Annotated in this window: 16 protein-coding genes and 1 tRNA gene; 7 read left to right on the top strand and 10 right to left on the bottom strand. The window is 38.7% G+C overall.

The genetic code is table 11. The annotated features are described in order from the left end of the window. Window positions 1-266: 266 nt before the first annotated feature. From pepA to GQR52_RS01945, 3 genes are all read left to right on the top strand, one after another. Entirely contained in the window at window positions 267-1,778 is a 1,512-nt protein-coding gene (gene pepA / locus GQR52_RS01955) for a leucyl aminopeptidase (RefSeq protein WP_007587283.1), read from the top strand. A gap of 150 nt (window positions 1,779-1,928) precedes the next feature. Further along, the gene (locus tag GQR52_RS01950) at window positions 1,929-2,375 is read left to right on the top strand and encodes a DNA polymerase III subunit chi (protein ID WP_007587285.1); all 447 of its coding nucleotides are present in this window, start codon (window positions 1,929-1,931) and stop codon (window positions 2,373-2,375) included. A gap of 53 nt (window positions 2,376-2,428) precedes the next feature. Beyond that, a complete protein-coding gene (locus tag GQR52_RS01945) occupies window positions 2,429-5,308 on the top strand; it encodes a valine--tRNA ligase (protein ID WP_165727264.1) in 2,880 nt (959 codons plus the stop codon). Between the two features lie 113 nt (window positions 5,309-5,421). Here the strand turns inward: GQR52_RS01945 and GQR52_RS01940 are convergent, their stop codons facing one another. Continuing rightward, window positions 5,422-6,672: an outer membrane protein transport protein gene (locus GQR52_RS01940; protein WP_024592249.1), complete on the bottom strand. Its 1,251-nt coding sequence runs from the start codon at window positions 6,670-6,672 to the stop codon at window positions 5,422-5,424. A 283-nt stretch (window positions 6,673-6,955) separates the two neighbouring features. On the opposite strand from GQR52_RS01940, the gene GQR52_RS20465 reads away from it, so the two are divergent. Further along, window positions 6,956-7,279 carry a hypothetical protein gene (locus GQR52_RS20465; RefSeq protein ID WP_165725768.1) on the top strand — a complete coding sequence of 108 codons (324 nt, stop codon included), beginning with the start codon at window positions 6,956-6,958 and terminating at the stop codon, window positions 7,277-7,279. Here GQR52_RS20465 and GQR52_RS01930 read toward each other — a convergent pair. Further along, window positions 7,239-8,453, bottom strand: a complete 1,215-nt coding sequence (locus GQR52_RS01930; protein ID WP_007587289.1) for an HD domain-containing phosphohydrolase — start codon at window positions 8,451-8,453, stop codon at window positions 7,239-7,241. The two genes, GQR52_RS20465 and GQR52_RS01930, sit on opposite strands and share 41 nt — an antisense overlap. Window positions 8,454-8,805: 352 nt before the next feature. On the opposite strand from GQR52_RS01930, the gene GQR52_RS01925 reads away from it, so the two are divergent. After that, window positions 8,806-10,569 carry a GNAT family N-acyltransferase gene (locus tag GQR52_RS01925; RefSeq protein WP_165727263.1) on the top strand — a complete coding sequence of 588 codons (1,764 nt, stop codon included), beginning with the start codon at window positions 8,806-8,808 and terminating at the stop codon, window positions 10,567-10,569. A gap of 108 nt (window positions 10,570-10,677) precedes the next feature. On the opposite strand, the gene GQR52_RS01920 is transcribed toward GQR52_RS01925, so the two are convergent. The 3 genes from GQR52_RS01920 to GQR52_RS01910 all read right to left on the bottom strand — a co-directional run bounded on the left by GQR52_RS01920 (window position 10,678) and on the right by GQR52_RS01910 (window position 12,206). Then, window positions 10,678-11,382 (bottom strand): NRDE family protein, encoded by a 705-nt coding sequence (locus GQR52_RS01920; RefSeq protein ID WP_165727262.1) that lies wholly within the window; start codon window positions 11,380-11,382, stop codon window positions 10,678-10,680. 1 nt (window position 11,383) lies between these two features. Next, window positions 11,384-11,917 carry a DinB family protein gene (locus GQR52_RS01915; protein ID WP_165727261.1) on the bottom strand — a complete coding sequence of 178 codons (534 nt, stop codon included), beginning with the start codon at window positions 11,915-11,917 and terminating at the stop codon, window positions 11,384-11,386. A gap of 214 nt (window positions 11,918-12,131) precedes the next feature. After that, window positions 12,132-12,206: transfer RNA gene (locus GQR52_RS01910), tRNA-Arg, on the bottom strand. A gap of 246 nt (window positions 12,207-12,452) precedes the next feature. On the opposite strand from GQR52_RS01910, the gene GQR52_RS01905 reads away from it, so the two are divergent. Beyond that, window positions 12,453-12,635: a hypothetical protein gene (locus tag GQR52_RS01905; protein WP_007587299.1), complete on the top strand. Its 183-nt coding sequence runs from the start codon at window positions 12,453-12,455 to the stop codon at window positions 12,633-12,635. On the opposite strand, the gene GQR52_RS01900 is transcribed toward GQR52_RS01905, so the two are convergent. The 3 genes from GQR52_RS01900 to GQR52_RS01890 form a co-directional block, all read right to left on the bottom strand. Continuing rightward, on the bottom strand, window positions 12,632-13,444 hold the full coding sequence (locus tag GQR52_RS01900; RefSeq protein WP_165727260.1) for a phosphotransferase: 813 nt from the start codon (window positions 13,442-13,444) through the stop codon (window positions 12,632-12,634). The two genes, GQR52_RS01905 and GQR52_RS01900, sit on opposite strands and share 4 nt — an antisense overlap. 3 nt (window positions 13,445-13,447) lie before the next feature. After that, window positions 13,448-14,065 (bottom strand): nicotinamide riboside transporter PnuC, encoded by a 618-nt coding sequence (gene pnuC, locus GQR52_RS01895; RefSeq protein WP_007587303.1) that lies wholly within the window; start codon window positions 14,063-14,065, stop codon window positions 13,448-13,450. Between the two features lie 201 nt (window positions 14,066-14,266). Beyond that, window positions 14,267-14,518, bottom strand: coding sequence for a hypothetical protein (locus tag GQR52_RS01890; RefSeq protein ID WP_007587304.1), 252 nt, complete (start codon window positions 14,516-14,518; stop codon window positions 14,267-14,269). A 107-nt stretch (window positions 14,519-14,625) separates the two neighbouring features. Between GQR52_RS01890 and GQR52_RS01885 the strand changes: the two genes are divergently transcribed. Then, on the top strand, window positions 14,626-14,865 hold the full coding sequence (locus tag GQR52_RS01885) for a DUF2960 domain-containing protein (protein WP_165727259.1): 240 nt from the start codon (window positions 14,626-14,628) through the stop codon (window positions 14,863-14,865). A gap of 19 nt (window positions 14,866-14,884) precedes the next feature. On the opposite strand, the gene alr is transcribed toward GQR52_RS01885, so the two are convergent. Beyond that, the gene (gene alr / locus GQR52_RS01880) at window positions 14,885-15,964 is read right to left on the bottom strand and encodes an alanine racemase (RefSeq protein WP_007587306.1); all 1,080 of its coding nucleotides are present in this window, start codon (window positions 15,962-15,964) and stop codon (window positions 14,885-14,887) included. Continuing rightward, window positions 15,964-17,343, bottom strand: a complete 1,380-nt coding sequence (gene dnaB / locus GQR52_RS01875; RefSeq protein ID WP_007587308.1) for a replicative DNA helicase — start codon at window positions 17,341-17,343, stop codon at window positions 15,964-15,966. Before dnaB ends, alr begins: the two co-directional genes overlap by 1 nt. Window positions 17,344-17,433 lie beyond the last annotated feature (90 nt).

The raw sequence follows: 17,433 nt of genomic DNA, 5'->3' as shown, positions 1-17,433 counted from the left end.
ATTGAATAGTTAAATAGCTATTTTACCCAATTAATACCGGCAAATAGGCTATTATTATAAGCCATCAAATTTAATTATCCTACCTAAGTGCACGATATAATGTTGCATTAGTAGCCCTTAAGCATATAAAGTTCAATTACACAGTAAGAGTCTAGCAAAATCAGCTAAAATAAGAATTATCCTTACATAAGTTACGTAGATAAGACTAGAAAATACTTTTTTAGCCCCAACTTACTAACTTAAATGACTCAAAATCAGGAGTGACAATGGAATTTAACGTAAAAAGTGGTAGCCCAGAAAAACAGCGCAGCGCATGTATTGTGGTTGGCGTTTACGAGCCACGTAGGTTATCCCCCATTGGTGAACAACTCGATAAAATTAGTGATGGCTATATCTCTAATTTACTTCGCCGTGGCGACTTAGAAGGTAAGCCAGGCCAAGTTTTATTATTGCATCATGTACCCAATGTATTAAGCGAGCGCATATTGCTTGTTGGTTGTGGTAAAGAGCGCGAGCTTGATGATAAGCAATATAAACAAATTATTTCTAAAACTATTAATACCTTAAACGAAACAGGCTCTATGGAAGCAGTCTGCTTTTTAACAGAGCAACACGTTAAAGGTCGCGACACTTACTGGAAAGTTCGTCAAGCAGTAGAAACAACACAAGATTGCTTATATACGTTTAACCAATTAAAAAGTAAAAAAGTAGATCCTCGTCGTCCGCTTCGTAAAATGGTGTTTAACGTACCAACACGACGCGAACTAACGATTGGCGAAAGTGCCATTGAGCATGGTTTAGCCATTGCTGCAGGTAGTAAGCTGTGTAAAGACGTGGCTAATATGCCACCAAATATTTGTAATCCAGTGTACTTAGGCGAGCAAGCACAAGAGTTGGCAACTAATTTTGACAACATCACTGTTGATATTATTGGCGAAAAGCAAATGGCAGAACTAGGTATGAATTCTTACCTAGCTGTTGGCCGAGGTAGTGATAACGAATCGATTATGTCGATTATTAACTACAAAGGCGCCGCTGACGACCAAGCCCCTATTGTACTTGTTGGTAAAGGCTTAACGTTTGACTCAGGCGGTATTTCATTAAAACCAGGCGAAGGCATGGACGAAATGAAATACGACATGGGCGGCGCTGCAGGTGTTATTGGCGCAATGCGTGCACTTGCACAAATGCAATTGCCAATTAACGTTATTGGTGTTTTAGCTGGCTGTGAAAATATGCCTGGCTCAAACGCGTATCGCCCGGGTGATATTTTAACAACAATGTCGGGGCAAACAGTTGAAGTGTTAAACACCGACGCTGAAGGTCGTTTAGTATTGTGCGACGCACTAACGTACGTTGAACGCTTTAATCCAGATACCGTTATTGACGTAGCAACACTTACTGGCGCTTGTATTGTAGCCCTTGGCGCGCATGCGACTGGTTTACTATCAAACCATAACCCACTTGCACACGATTTATTAAAAGCGTCTGAGCAAAGTGGCGACCGTGCATGGCAGTTACCGTTATGGGATGACTATCAAGATCAGCTAGAAAGCCCATTTGCTGACTTTACAAACTTAGGTGGACGCTCTGCGGGTACTATTACTGCGGCATGTTTCTTGTCTAAATTTACTAAAAAGTATCATTGGGCGCATTTAGATGTTGCCGGTACAGCGTGGCGCAGTGGCGCTAAAAAAGGCGCAACGGGTCGTCCTGTACCAATGCTTACTCAGTATTTATTAAATAGAGCTGGCGTAAGTGAAGCCGCTCAAGATTAAACACACTGTTTAGCTACTTATAAGGCGCCATTTGGCGCCTTATTTATTTGTGTATTAATTGAAGCAAACCCCGTTATATGGCAAAATCTGCCTCTTAATTTATGTATATCAATTTGGTATACATTCAATGTCATGGGAAACCCCGATACAATGAACATGAACGCTAAATTTTTCGTTCTAAAGCAACAAGATGAGTCTAAAGCGAAGGCTGACGATCATTTTGCTTTGGCTGCTCAAATTGCGGCCGATCAGTATCGAAATGGGCAGCGTGTGTTTATTTGTGTTAACGATAACGAAGCAGCCTGTGCCATTGATGAAATAATTTGGGCATTCGATCCAGATAGTTTTGTGCCACATAATTTACAAGGTGAAGGCCCTAAAGGCGGCGCACCTGTAGAAATTGGTATTACGCCACCTGTTGGCAATCGTAAAGTTTTAATTAACTTGGCTACTCAATTACCGGATTACATTCGTCGGTTTAACCAAGTTTTTGATTTTGTACCCGTAGAAGCAGCGGCTAAACAAGCAGCCCGCGAGCGTTTTAAAAAGCTACGCCAACTCGGTGCCAATCTCACCACGCAAGATATTAATAGCTAGCCAATCAGGCAAACTAACCAACTAATTTAAGTACTTATTTAAGGTTCTGTGTAATGGATAAAACCTACAATCCGCAAGATATTGAACAGTCTCTATATCAAGACTGGGAACAAAAAGGCTACTTTAAGCCATCTGGCAAAGGCGTACCATATTCAATTATGATCCCGCCGCCAAATGTCACTGGTAGCTTACACATGGGCCACGCCTTCCAAGATACAATAATGGATACCCTAACGCGTTTTAAACGTATGCAAGGTAACAACACATTATGGCAAGTAGGTACTGACCACGCAGGTATTGCAACGCAAATGTTGGTTGAGCGTAAACTGCATGCCGAAGAAGGTAAAACACGCCACGATTTAGGCCGCGAAGATTTTATTAATAAAATCTGGGAATGGAAAAAAGAATCGGGTGGCACTATTACCAAGCAGCTTCGTCGCCTAGGCGCATCGGTTGATTGGGATCGTGAACGCTTTACTATGGACGATGGCTTATCTGAAGCCGTTAAAGAAGTGTTTGTACGCCTTCATAAAGAAAACCTAATTTACCGTGGCAAGCGCCTAGTAAACTGGGATCCTAAATTACACACGGCTATTTCTGATCTTGAAGTTGAAAACAAAGACAAAAAAGGCCATATGTGGAACTTACGTTACCCACTGGCTGATGGCGTTACAACACAAGACGGAAAAGACTACATTGTAGTAGCAACAACACGTCCTGAAACCATGCTTGGCGACTCAGGTGTTGCAGTAAACCCTGATGACGAACGCTACATAGATTTAATCGGTAAAGAGATTTTATTACCTATCGTTAATCGTCGTATTAAAATTGTTGCTGATGAGCATGCCGATAAAGATAAAGGCACGGGTTGTGTAAAAATAACGCCAGCACACGACTTTAACGATAACGAAGTGGGCAAGCGTCATCAAATGCCGATGATCAACATTTTCGATAAAGACGCCGCTATTCTTACCCAAGGTGAAACATACACCTTTGACGGTAAAGAACTTGAGTTTGATGCGCCAATTCCTGAGCGTCTACATGGACTTGATCGTTTTGCAGCGCGTAAAGCAATTGTGGCAGAATTTGAAGAACTTGGCCTACTTGAAAAAATTGAAGACCATGGTTTAACTGTTCCTTACGGCGACCGCTCTGGTGTGGTAATTGAGCCACTACTTACAGACCAATGGTATGTACGTGTTGCACCACTTGCTGAGCCTGCAAAAGACGCTGTTAAAAACGGCGATATTCAATTTGTACCTAAGCAATATGAAAACATGTACTTCTCGTGGATGAACGACGTACAAGATTGGTGTATTTCACGCCAGCTTTGGTGGGGTCACCGTATCCCAGCTTGGTACGACAATGAAGGTAACGTATTTGTTGGTCGCGACGAAGCTGAAGTACGCCGTGAAAACAACATTGCAGATAACGTAACGCTAAGCCAAGACGAAGACGTACTTGATACGTGGTTCTCATCAGCGCTTTGGACTTTCTCTACACAAGGTTGGCCTGAAAATACTGATGATTTAAAAACCTTCCACCCATCTGACGTGTTGGTAACTGGTTTTGATATTATTTTCTTCTGGGTTGCACGCATGATTATGATGACGCTGCACTTTGTAAAAGACGAAAATGGCAAACCACAAGTTCCGTTTAAAACCGTATATGTAACTGGCTTAATACGTGACGATAATGGCGATAAAATGTCTAAGTCAAAAGGTAACGTACTTGACCCACTAGACATGATTGACGGCATTGAACTTGAAGACCTAGTACAAAAACGTACTGGTAATATGATGCAGCCAAAACTTGCCGCTAAAATCGAAAAAGATACGCGTAAAGTATTTGCAGGCGGTATTGAAGCACACGGCACCGACGCCCTTCGCTTTACGCTTGCTGCAATGGCATCAACCGGTCGTGATATTAACTGGGATATGAACCGCCTTGAAGGTTACCGTAACTTCTGTAATAAATTATGGAACGCGAGCCGTTACGTACTAATGAACACAGAAGAGCTAGATTGTGGTTTTACTGGGCTAGGAAGTAATGTAGATACTGTATTAACAGATAAAGAGTTCTCATTAGCTGACCGTTGGATTTTAAGTCAATATGAAGCTACCGTTAAAACCTACACAGAACATCTAGATAACTACCGTTTTGACTTAGCTGCTAACACGCTTTACGAATTCACATGGAACCAATTTTGTGATTGGTACTTAGAGCTAACTAAACCAGTATTGTTTAAAGGTAATGAAGCGCAGCAACGTGGTACACGCCATACGCTAATAACAGTACTTGAAAGCTTACTGCGTTTAATGCACCCAATGATGCCATACATCACTGAAACTATTTGGCAACGTGTTGCACCACTTGCAGGCCTTGAAACAGATAACACCAGTATTATGGTTCAGCCGTTCCCTGTATACAACGAGGCGAGCGTTGATGCTAAAGCAATGGAAGATTTAGAGTGGGTTAAACAATTCATTTTAGCTATTCGTAATATTCGTGGTGAAATGGATATTAGTCCAAGTAAACCGCTTAGCGTATTACTTGCTAATGCATCAAGTGACGACATGCGCCGTATTGAAGAAAACAAATCATTTTTAGCATCACTTGCAAAAATTGAAGAGTTTACAATGCTTGAAAACAAAGACGATGCACCAGCATGTGCAACGTCTTATGTTGGCAACCTTGAGATCATGATCCCAATGGCGGGCTTAATTGATGTGGAAGCCGAGCTTTCGCGTATTAATAAGCAACTCGAAAAAGCAGAAAAAGGCCTAGCACAAGTACAAAACAAACTTGCTAACGAAAAGTTTGTAAACAACGCACCTGAAGCGGTACTTGCTAAAGAAAATGCAAAACTGGCTGAATTTAGCGATGCTAAAACTAAGCTACTTGAGCAAAAAACTAAAATAGAAAGCTTATAAGCTTTCATAAAATGCCTATTAACACTATTTAATAGGCATTAAAAAAGCCGCTCACTTTAATTAAAGTGAGCGGCTTTTTTGTGCCCTGTGATTAACCACAAGACACTTCTACATTAAAACTTGTAGTTGTACTGAGCGCCAATAAGTACTGCATTACCTTCTGACTCAAACTCAAATCCATCTTCTTCAAAGTTCTGAGTTTTACCACGGATAATACTTACACCAAGATCAACGTTAGAGCTTTGATCAATTGTGTAGTTACCACCGAATGAGAACCAAAAACGATCTGTATCTGGGATAGAGATCGACAGGTGATCTTGTGATACTGGAGACTGATCAAATGCTACACCAGCACGAAGTAATAAATCTTCGTTATATTGGTAATCTGAACCAACAGCGAAACGGTATGAATCAGAGAAGCTTTCATCTTTATTAAATGCGCTAAATTTATCGCCAGTTGGAGCTGTAACTTGTGCTTCTAATGAATCAAAGCTACTCCAACCTGTCCATAAAATACTGTAATGAAGACCAAGTTTTTCATCTAACTGATGAGAACCTGAAAATTCAGCTATTGCAGGAAGTGTTATTTCAACAGAACCAGGTAATTCAGTTCCATTTAATCCACCAAAAGCTGTTGGTATTTGATTCGAGTAATCACCTTCGAATGTAATATCTGTTTCTGTACGATAATTAAAACCAAAACGGCTGTTATCATCTAGCTGATACATTAAACCAACATTTAAAGCGTAACCTGTATCATCACCTTCCAAGTTCACAACTTCAGTGCTTGAAGCAAATGGTAAACCAGAGCCAGCATGACGCACAATAGTTGCATCAGCGTAAATTACGTTTAAGCCAATACCATAGCTAAACTTTTCAGTAACTTTATAAGCAACGCTTGCATTTAAGTTAACGGTGAAGATTTCTGTTTTACCAGCAATCTGTCCTGCTGAGTAGTCATCGTCAAAGTCTGTTGATAAACCAAAGTTAGAAAATGCACCAAAACCAAGCGATACTTTATCGTTGTAAGGCATAGTAAAGTAAGCTGCTGGTACCACTGCACTTGGTGCAATGCTATCGTCATCTAATGAAGATTGATCAATACCAGTTGGCGCGCCTTCACCTTCTAAGCTTACATCTGGGATTACGCCAATAGCAGCAACACTTAGTTGCTTTTCTTTAAATAAAGTCATTAGTGCAGGGTTACGTGCAACTACAGACGCGTCGTCTGCGATAGAAGCTTCACCAGCGTATGCACGGCCTAAACCCGATGCATTTTGCTCTGATAATTGAAACGCAGCTGCAAAGCTATCAGCTGAAACAAATGCAAGCGAAGCTGCAATAAGGGTTTTAGAAAATTTCATTGTTGAGTCCTTAACCAAACTGACTGTCTGGGTACTATGTGTGTTGTTATTAGGATTTAAAACCCGATTACACTACCTTAATTTTTTGTAAAAAACTCTATGAATACGGCAAAAGACAGTAAAAAACATGTTTTTTAACGACATTTTAACAACTATTTAAAACTCATCGGATGAGAAGTGTGGTATTAGAGTAAACACTCTAAATGTAATTAATTATCATTTAGATTGACTGGGAGTTAGTAGCAACTTACACTCATTATAAAATCGCAATGGAAGTAAAACTGTGATCATTTTATTTATTATTACAGGGCTAATATTTTGTGGGGCGAGTGTGTTTTGCTTTTACAAAGCAAACTACTGCGCATGTACTCAAGCAGGACAATGCGATAACCCCGTAAACCATTATTGGCTAGGGGCAATGTTAAATGCGTTGATCTCTTTAGCGCTGTGTTGTTTTGCATTGCACGTAGAGCTAGGCACTTTGTTATGGTTAACACTGATGGGAAATTGCTTTTTGGGTGCGTTTATTTCTGCAAAACAAACTAAAAAAAGACAATGCAGTAAGGCTAATTCAACAAATGCTCTTTTAGCAGGCGAGACAAATTAATCTGATAATCTAAGGGCTTAACACTTGATAGTATTTTAAGCTCTTGGGTGTGCTCACTTAAATCGATGTCTTTCGGTGTAACATGATGATTGTGCTTAGCATTATAAAATAGCTTAATTTTAGGTTTAATAGGATTTAATACGTTCCCTTCAAGCACTAAGGCTAAACGTTCATTCGTTAATTTTACAATAGTTCCTACCGGATGAACCCCTAAACACTTTATAAAACGCTGTACTAACTCACCATCAAACAATTGCTTATTGGCTAATAAGTACCGCAATGCGTTGATTGGTTCATCACCATCTTGATGCATTCTATCGGCAGTCATTGCATCGTACACATCTACAATTGCCATTATACGCGCTGGACGACTTAACTTCTCTGCCTGTAGGCCTCGCGGATAACCAGAGCCATCTAAGCGCTCATGATGATTCACTATCATATCAAGCATAAGGGGTGTTATACCCTTCTCGCCTTTAACTAAACCCAAACCTTGAGCTACATGCTTTTTAATCGCTAAGAGCTCATTATTAGTAACCTTAGTTGGCTTTGAAAATATACCCTGCGGTAATTTAGCTTGGCCTAAATCATGAAGTAACGCGCCCATGGCAAGCTCTTGCACAACAGCCATTTTGTACCCTAAGTATTTAGCAAATACAGCGGTAAAAATGGCGCAGTTGATCATATGCCGCCAGTTATAGCTGTGTTTATCTTTTATACGAGTAAGAATAGTCATGGCGTTGGCGTTACGAAAAACTGAGCTGACTATTTCGCTGGCTATTTCATCAAGCACTTTTATATTAACACTCAGGCCAGATGTTAAGTCACCGTATAACGACTGTAGCTTTCGGCCATGCTGATCGTAATTGACACTCGCTTTAGCAAATTCTTGTTCAATTGAGATTGCTATAGGTGTTTTTTCGGCTTTTTGCTGGCTATTAGATGTTTTAGGTTTGCTTTGAGGCTTATATTTGGCAGGAACTGGGGCATCACCTTTAGCAAAATCTATAAGCAGCTCAAGCACCCCTTCAGAGACTAAACGCTTAATAATAGATCTATCGCGCACTAAGCCACTGGTCTTAATTTTTATGCTATTGATCCCTTCATGTTGCTTAGTAACGCTATCAACATACATACCAGGAGTAAGCTCAGATACGGGCAAAGTAATTAGCATAAAGGCGGGATTTTTCTATTAAGGAATATGTACCTTAAATAGCATTAATTAAGCCTAAAAGTCTAGTTTTTGAGTTGTAAGTAGTTATATATAACTAAAAGCATTATTTACAGCCCTATTTGAGCTGCATTGTAATTCTGATTATTTTACTTTTTAATAATTAAACGCTTTCATCTCAACTACACTAAATTGCTTATCACTAAAAAGCAGGTGATTTAGCTATAAAATTTATCTAATCATTATAAAAAAGCGAACTTTATTAACCTTTCTTGAACATAATATTGTTTTGCCTCGGTCTCAATATACACAGCACTTAATAACAACTGCTTTAAATTCTTAAGAGTACTAATATATGACAAAACTAAACCACCCCGTATCAAACCTAAGTGTGGCTGCAATAAACACAGCCTCGCCTTTGGGTCATATATTAAAAGCAGCCGCTCCACTGCTCGATAGCTTATTAGGTATAAATAAACTGCGTGATATATACCTCTCTAATAATTTATCGGGTTTAGATAAGCAGGAGTTTAGTGAAAAGCTTTTAAATGTATTGGGTATTAATGTACTTGGCGCACAAAGTGTTATTAACAAAATACCTAAGCAAGGCCCTTGCATAGTAGTATGTAACCATCCTTATGGCATGATTGAGGGCGTAATAATTGCCAAATTACTCACCCATTATCGTAGCGATACTAAAGTAATGGCTAACGTTGGTTTAAAAATATTTACAGAAATTAAAGATTATTTTATTTTTGCTAATCCACTAAAACCAAAAGCAGCCATTAATACCAGCGCAATTAAACAGTGTTTTAGTCATGTTAAAAATGATGGCCTACTTGTGGTTTTTCCTGCTGGCAGGGTTTCGTTTTTTCAATCAAAAAAACAACGTGTAACCGACGGTCAATGGAATCGCTTAGCGGCTCAACTAGCCTTAAAAACACAAGCCCCTTTATTACCTGTGTTTATTAGTGGTCAAAATAGCCCTATGTTTTACAATTTGGGACGTATTTACTACCGATTTAGATTATTAATGCTAATACGTGAATTACTTAAAATTCAAAAAAGGTCCATTAATTTAGGTGCTGGTAATTTACTTACACCCAAGTTATTAAATAAATTTGAGAAAACTGACGACATTAACGATATTGCACGCCTGCTTTGCTATTTAAACGATGAACGCTTTGTAACACCTTGGCAAGACGATGCCCAGTCAATGCAACTAAAAGCGATTATGCAGGATGTTGATAAAACAAAAATGACGAGTGAACTTGCTAGCTTACCAAGCGAGCAGCACTTATTAGACTTTAAAAGTTACTCCGTTTATTACGGTTATCAAGATCAAATACCTAATTGTGTTGCTGAAATAACACGCCTTAGAGAAATAACCTTTCGTACATTAAACGAAGGAAGCGGCGAGCCATGTGATACCGATAAGTTTGACGCAACCTACATGCATTTATTTATTTTTGATCATAAAAATGAAGAGATCATTGGAGCTTATCGAATTGGACAAACTGATTTATTACAAAAAAATAGCGACGTGAGCGCCCTTTATTTATCGCAAATGTTTAATTTTGAACCCTCTTTTATTAATCAACAACAGCCGTGCTTGGAAATGGGTCGCTCGTTTATAGTTCAAAAACATCAAGGCAGTTACCATGGCTTATTACTGCTATTTAAAGGGATCGGTGCGTTTATGGCGCAAAACCCACGTTATAGGACTTTATATGGCACTGTTTCATTAAGTAAGCTTTACGACCCTCGTTCTGTCGCAATTATTGACCATGCAATGGTTAATAATAAACAAGGTGTTAGCGCCAATACGCCTTTTAATAATAAAATTCATCCAGAGTTTGAAGACTTCATTAGTGATCACACGTTAAACATAGATCATGTATCAACATTGGTTATGGGAATAGAAGAAGACAAAAAAGACATACCAATTTTATTAAAGCAATATCATAAGCTAGGCGCTCAATTTCATTGTATGGGAATTGACAGTAACTTTAATCACACCCCAGGATTACTTTTAAGTGTGCACCTACCAAGTGCGCCTGAAAAGCTACTTAAGCTCTACCTTGGTGATAAAAAAGATGATTATATAAATCACTCATAATTTTCATCTGCTGTATTAATACTGCAGATGAAAATAGAGCAACAAAAAAGTCGACGCAATTAATTGCGTCGACTTTTTTAGTTATGTAACAGCTATAAAAATATTTAGTTAAGCTGCAGCCACTTTTAAACAACTAATGCTGCTAATGAGCTGAGACTGCTTATCAAAATAATTAAAGCGTATAGTGTTACCAACTTTAATATGACTAATACTGACTGTCATTGCATCTTCTCTTTGCATATTTACACCATATTGGCCTTGATCAGCTTTGCTGTAATGAAATGCTAAAAACTGCTCACTTGCAGGATATCTTAAGTCAATAAATTGCTTAAATTGTTGTTTACGCTTTTGTGTAACTGTTTCTAGCTCAACGCCAGACGACGTTGCAAGCGATTCAACTTGGCAATCGATTAATTTTTTTGTGTCCCACCGAACAAAAGCGATGTGCCCATTATTTAGCGATAATTTATCCGGAAAAATACACAATTTAAAAGGCGCGTAACCCGATAAATCCATATTTTTTAATTGAGACAATGCAGGGGTATTATTGCTTAGTAAATGCGGGATTAAGAGGCCTCTGCTGTGCTTTACGGCAGTTATATCAAATGCACTTTGATAATCGTTTAATAAAGCTAATGTTTGCCCCCAATGCGATACACCAAGCCAAGTACCACCCCCTTGCGGATCGATAGGGTAAATTGCGTTATCTGTGTGCTTACTCGGGGCGATTGCCATTTCTCGCGTTTTTTGTTCATCACGATTAAAAAACAACTCGTAGCCATCATCAGTTAGAAAGTAACTTAAAGTGCACATATTAACTTTGCAGTGATTTTAATTGGCTTTGTTGGCTTTTTTCTCTCAAAAAAGTGGCTGTACTTGGTGCTAACCCAAAGTTCTGGTCGAATGATGCTTTTTGTGCAAAGGTAATTTGTGAAATCATCGCATAGTGATGTACTGCATGGCTTCCTACAAATATAAGCTCTCGTGCTAATGAGGTTGTTACAGTTTGTACATTTTTACTTTTAATTGATACTTCGCTTGAAAGTAACAGCGGTTTATTAAAATCATCTGGACTTAGCTGTTCAATCCACGATGCTATCTCGGCAATTTTTTTTATAGCTTCACAGGGGTTACTTTCAATATTACTGCCGCGTAGGCGACTATCGTAATCAATATTATTTATACCAAAGCCCGTCATTAAAGATTGGTAATGATCGATAATGTGGCGCATATGTGACCCAACTGAACTAATGAAATTAGGAGCAACGATTTGCGAATAATCCTCTTTAGTTACACTTTCAAGATAAGCATGTCCTTGAGCGAGTATTTCTAACTGACTATTTAACATTGAATCGGTTTTCCTCATTTATAATTTCGTCGTATATGCATACATAACGTTAGATAACATTTTGAATAATGCAATTTTGCATTGTATAAATAACTAGAAAGCTGTTCTTACAATAAAATTTCAAAATTTATGCAGTAATACATTTTTAAATACAAAAGTAATTAATGAAAAGCTAGATAATATAGAGGGGAATATTAGTAGATGTAAAAGCAAATGGCGCTCTCGGTAGGGATCGAACCTACAACTTAGCCTCCGGAGGGCCACGTGATATCCATTTCACCACGAGAGCACATTTGTTGCCGCCACACCAACTCGCGATATCAGTGCTTTAGCATCAGCAATGATAAAGAGATCTTTAAATAAATACCAGTAACATCAGCTTATATGCTTATTAATTAAACTCTTTTAAATAAAACACTTCACAATGGCTTAAAAACACGCTATTTATTCTTATTGAATAGGAAACAGTAACGGTTTAGTAACATTGAAACTATGATTGTCGCTGTGCGGATGGATTTAATACGAGGAAATAATGATGAGTTTAATGTCTACTGAGCAAGTTGCTGAGTTTTTAGGTGTAAAAGTAGAGCGTGTAAAACGTCTCTCTAGAGAAAGTTTATTAATTGCTAAATCAGAAGATGAAAATGGTGAACCACAATTTGATACAGCCGAAGTAACAAAATACAAAGAGCTCGCCGAGCGCTTTGGTGGTCTTTAACATCTACAAAAAGTATTATTAACGAGTTTAGTTAGCTGCGCGCGTAACATTACAGATTTACTAGTTATGCTGCGCTCTTCATACCAGCCAATACATAACACTAAAAAAAACAGCTTATAATAATTCAGCTTATCCATTGAAGGATTAAACGTTTTTGTTTTATCGATACTATTTTTATAGTTATTTAACAATGCACTTTCACTGCTCTCATTAAGATTAAAGCTCACTGCAAGGGCTGACAAATCAAAATACACATCGTTAGTTTGTGCATATTCAAAGTCAATTAAATACATGCCTGAAGCATTTACAATAATGTTATCTTTTACTAAGTCGTTATGACAAAAGCCTCCATTAAATGACATAGCTGCAACGGCTTTGAGTGCCTTCTCTATTTGAGGTTTGTATTGCGTATATACGTGGGTGCTTTGATAAAAATGAAGCTCTTTAGCTATATCCATTGGCGCGGTAGACACTTTGTAATTGTGCACTTGAGCAAGTTTATTAATAAAGCAAAGCGTTATATCCGATTGCGCGCTCTTGCCTTCAATATAATTAAATACCGCACGACCGTTTTCTTTATCAAGCCAAATAGGCGCAGGGCATATATTAAAGTCACTTAAAAAGCGCTGCGCTTCAAGGCTGTCACTTGGCCAATGGCTTTTATAACACTTTAACAAATACCCTTGTTGCTCGGTACGTATTAAAAAATTATCGTTACTAAAGCCATTAAGTAATCGCTCGCTTGAAACAATGCTTGTAGGCTCTATAAACGCACTACACATTTTTACTAACTGGGTATGCTCAATCATTGATTAAAGCTGTGCTAGAGGCTTAGCTTGGCTTTGTTCGTACTCTTCGTACCAGGTTTTAAAGCCCCACGCTGCCATAATGGTATAAAATATAAAGAGTGCTAGCGTTGGGTAATAGCCTTTTTCGTAATATAAATACATAGAAGCGGCATCTATTACAATCCAGTACAGCCAGTTTTCGAGGACTTTTTTAGCCACTAAGTAAGTAGTTACTACGGCAAAACATGTTGTAAAACTATCAAGATAAGCAAAATCGGCATGAGTATAATTTTGCATAACGTAACCAATAACTATTGCAGCTACGGTTGTTAAACTAATTAAAACAGCATGACGGTTTATCGACCACGATGTAATATTTAAATTTGCAGCTTTGCCTTTACGCCATACAACCCAGCCAAATACAGCCATATACATATAATAAAAATTAAGTAACGACTCCATAAGTAATGCGCCATTCCAGTACATTATTGTATAAATGAGCGTGCTAAAAAATGCCGCAGGCCAACACCATAAGCTTTCTTTTATTGCTAATAATAAATAAGCCATCGACAACCCTACCGCAATATACTCCCAATGCGACATTGCTGTAAAACCACTTAAGGTTTGTGTTAAAAAGTCCATATTATGCAATTACCGTTTAGTTGTGCCGATTGTTATACCAATCTGCTTATATACGGGGTCTATTTAACGTTAAGAAAATTACGCTAGAACTAGGCAAAAATTTTTGTATCTAGTTGTTCTAAATAAAAAATTTTTAATGACGTTATAGTGCAATTTAATTCGTTAAATTGATCAAATATTTATGCAGGTTGGTATTATAGGTTATTCAGGCGATAAGTCGCCAGAGAGAAACTTACATACAAAAATAGCTTTACCAAATTCTTCATATGAACGTTTAATTTCGGTATTTAACACCTGCATTACTAAATCGTAATCACCAAAAATTTGCGTTGATAACGTGTTAGTAATCACTTTTAAATCATCGTATTCGTTTAATCTGTCAATAAAGCCCTGAATAAACGGGATGTAATCTTGGTGAAGTGGATATTTACTGATCTCTACAGATAATTTCATTTTTGACTCTTTATTTTAATTACCAATTACAACAAGTCATTCAATGCTAGAGCCGTTATTAAATACAGTGTAAAATCACTGCAACACTCAATTGAAATGAGCTTAATATGGCACGTAGAATAACCTACAAATTTAAAAACGAACCACGCGAGATTAATTTCGCCAAAGATAAATACCATGACATGTATCAAGCAATTGCTGCCGCCGAAGGTATTGATCTGACTAATTACTTAAGCATGGTACAGCAAATAGAAATGACCTCAAAAGGGTCTGCTTCTGTTCGTAACTTTCGCGACCAAGAATTTGCCCGTATGGGCTTTAGCGACGTTTACTTTATAAAAGAGTAAATACCGCTTTATAGCTGTATTAACGCTGATACTCATAACTTACGCGCGGTGTAATATTACATAATAGCTCGTAAGGGATAGTATCAGCGCATAATGCTATTTCTTCAACTGGTAGCTCAGGGCCCCACATAGTGACTCTGTCGCCCACTTTAATATTGTGCTCATTAGCGCCTATATCTACGCTAATCATATCCATAGCAACACTGCCAACAATACCATAACGCTGCTTACCAATTATTACTGGTGTGCCCTCTTTAGCGTGCCGAGGATAACCATCGCCATAACCCATAGCCACAACAGCTAACTTGGTTGGTTTATCGCTTTTCCAACGTCCGCCATACCCTACCGCCTCATTAGCTGGTACATTACGCACTGCAATTACGCGCGTAGTTAAGCGCATAACTGGTTTTAATTTATGTTGTTGCCCAATACTATTTGCCATTGGCGATACGCCATATAGCATAAGCCCAGGGCGCACCCAATCACCATGACCGCTCGGCCATGCAATAATACCAGCAGAATTTGATAAACAATGTGCTTGGTCAATGCCATTCACTAAGTTATCAAATAACGTGATTTGTTGAACCGTTTTGGCATTATCAACATCATCAGCACACGAAAAATGGGTCATTAAATTAACGGTATTTTTGGCGTTAGGTGTTTTTTGTAAGCGGTTATAAAACTCTTCAAACTGCTCTGGCGCAATACCTAGTCGATGCATACCTGTATTTACTTTTAACCAGCATGTTATTGGCGCATCGAGCTTTGCTTTTTCAAGCGCGGCTAATTGGTATTCGTCATGAATAATAGTTTGAAAGTTATTAGCGAGTAAAATAGGTAAGTCGGCTTTGTTAAAAAAGCCTTCTAGTAAAACTATTGGCTTTGTTAAGCCCCCAGCTCGAAGGGCAAGCCCTTCATCTATTCGCGCCACAGCAAATGCGTCAGCATTATTTAAATGCTGCGCAATCGTTACTAAACCATGCCCGTAAGCATTTGCTTTTAGCACCGCCATTACTTTGCTGTTAGGTGCAAAGCACTTAACTTGCGCTAAATTATGCGCAAGTGCAGCTAAATTAATTTCAGCAGTGGCTAGGCGCATTAGTAATCGTCATCTACCGCTGGTCCCGCGTAATTATCAAAGCGAGAAAATTGACCTTGGAATGTTAAACGCACTTTACCAATTGGGCCGTTACGTTGTTTACCTATGATAATTTCGGCAATACCTTTGTCAGTACTGTCTTCGTTATAAACTTCATCACGGTAAATAAACATGATTAAATCGGCATCTTGCTCTATCGACCCCGACTCACGTAAATCTGAGTTAATAGGACGTTTATCGGCACGTTGCTCTAGCGTACGGTTAAGCTGCGAAAGCGCAACAACCGGACATTTTAGCTCTTTTGCTAGTGCTTTAAGTGAACGTGAAATTTCAGCAATTTCTAGCGTTCGGTTATCAGCAAGGCTTGGTACACGCATTAACTGCAAGTAATCGACCATGATCATACTAATGCCACCGTGGTCACGGGCTATACGCCTTGCACGTGAACGCACATCGGTAGGTGTTAAGCCCGATGCATCATCAACGTACATTTTACCTTTTTCCATCAATAAGCCCATTGTTGATGAAAGTCGTGCCCAATCGTCATCATCTAATTGACCAGTACGTACCTTAGTTTGGTTAATACGGCCAAGAGACGCTAACATCCTCATCATAATTTGTTCTGAAGGCATCTCTAGAGAGTAAATTAATACTGGTTTGTCTTGAGTCATTGCAGCATGTTCTGCAAGGTTCATCGCAAAAGTGGTTTTACCCATAGATGGACGCGCTGCAACAATAATTAAGTCAGAAGGCTGTAAGCCCGTCGTCATTTTATCAAGATCGGCATAACCTGTACTTACACCCGTAACACCATCTTGTGGTGATTGATAAAGCTCTTCTATTTTATCAACGGTTTTTTCAAGGATGCTATGAATGCTTTGCGGGCCTTCATTATTTTTTGTTCGTTGCTCAGCTATTTTAAACACTTTGCTTTCGGCAAAATCGAGTAAGTCGTGACTAGTACGCCCTTCGGTGTTAAAGCCGGCTTCTGCAATTTCGTTCGCTACGCCAATCATTTCACGTACAACAGCACGTTCGCGTACAATACTTGCGTAAGCGTCAATGTTAGCAGCACTTGGCGTGTTTTTAGCTATTTCTGCTAAATAAGCAAAGCCACCAATTCCTGCCAGTTTATTATTTTTTTCTAAACTTTCAGAAATAGTGATTAAATCTATCGGATCGCCAATCTCAGCAAGTGCCGTCATCGCCTCAAAAATTAACTTGTGCGTGCGGGTATAAAAATCCTGTGATACAACAAGCTCCGCTACGCGGTCAAAAGCTTGGTTATCAAGCATTAAGCCACCTAAAACAGATTGTTCAGCTTCTATTGAATGGGGAGGAACTTTAAGTGTATCGACTTGCTTATCTGGTTTGGCCATAACTTCACAGTAGTAAAATTGAATGGCTCTATTCTATCGACTTGAAGGGGCTGTGCAAATAGAAAAGCAGGAAATCTTTTCCTGCTTTTT

It is taken from the genome of Pseudoalteromonas sp. 31A1, assembly GCF_011378815.1.
Lineage (GTDB): Bacteria > Pseudomonadota > Gammaproteobacteria > Enterobacterales > Alteromonadaceae > Pseudoalteromonas > Pseudoalteromonas arctica.
Note: the sequence above shows the minus strand (reverse complement) of the source record. Positions and strands in the feature narration are given on the sequence as shown.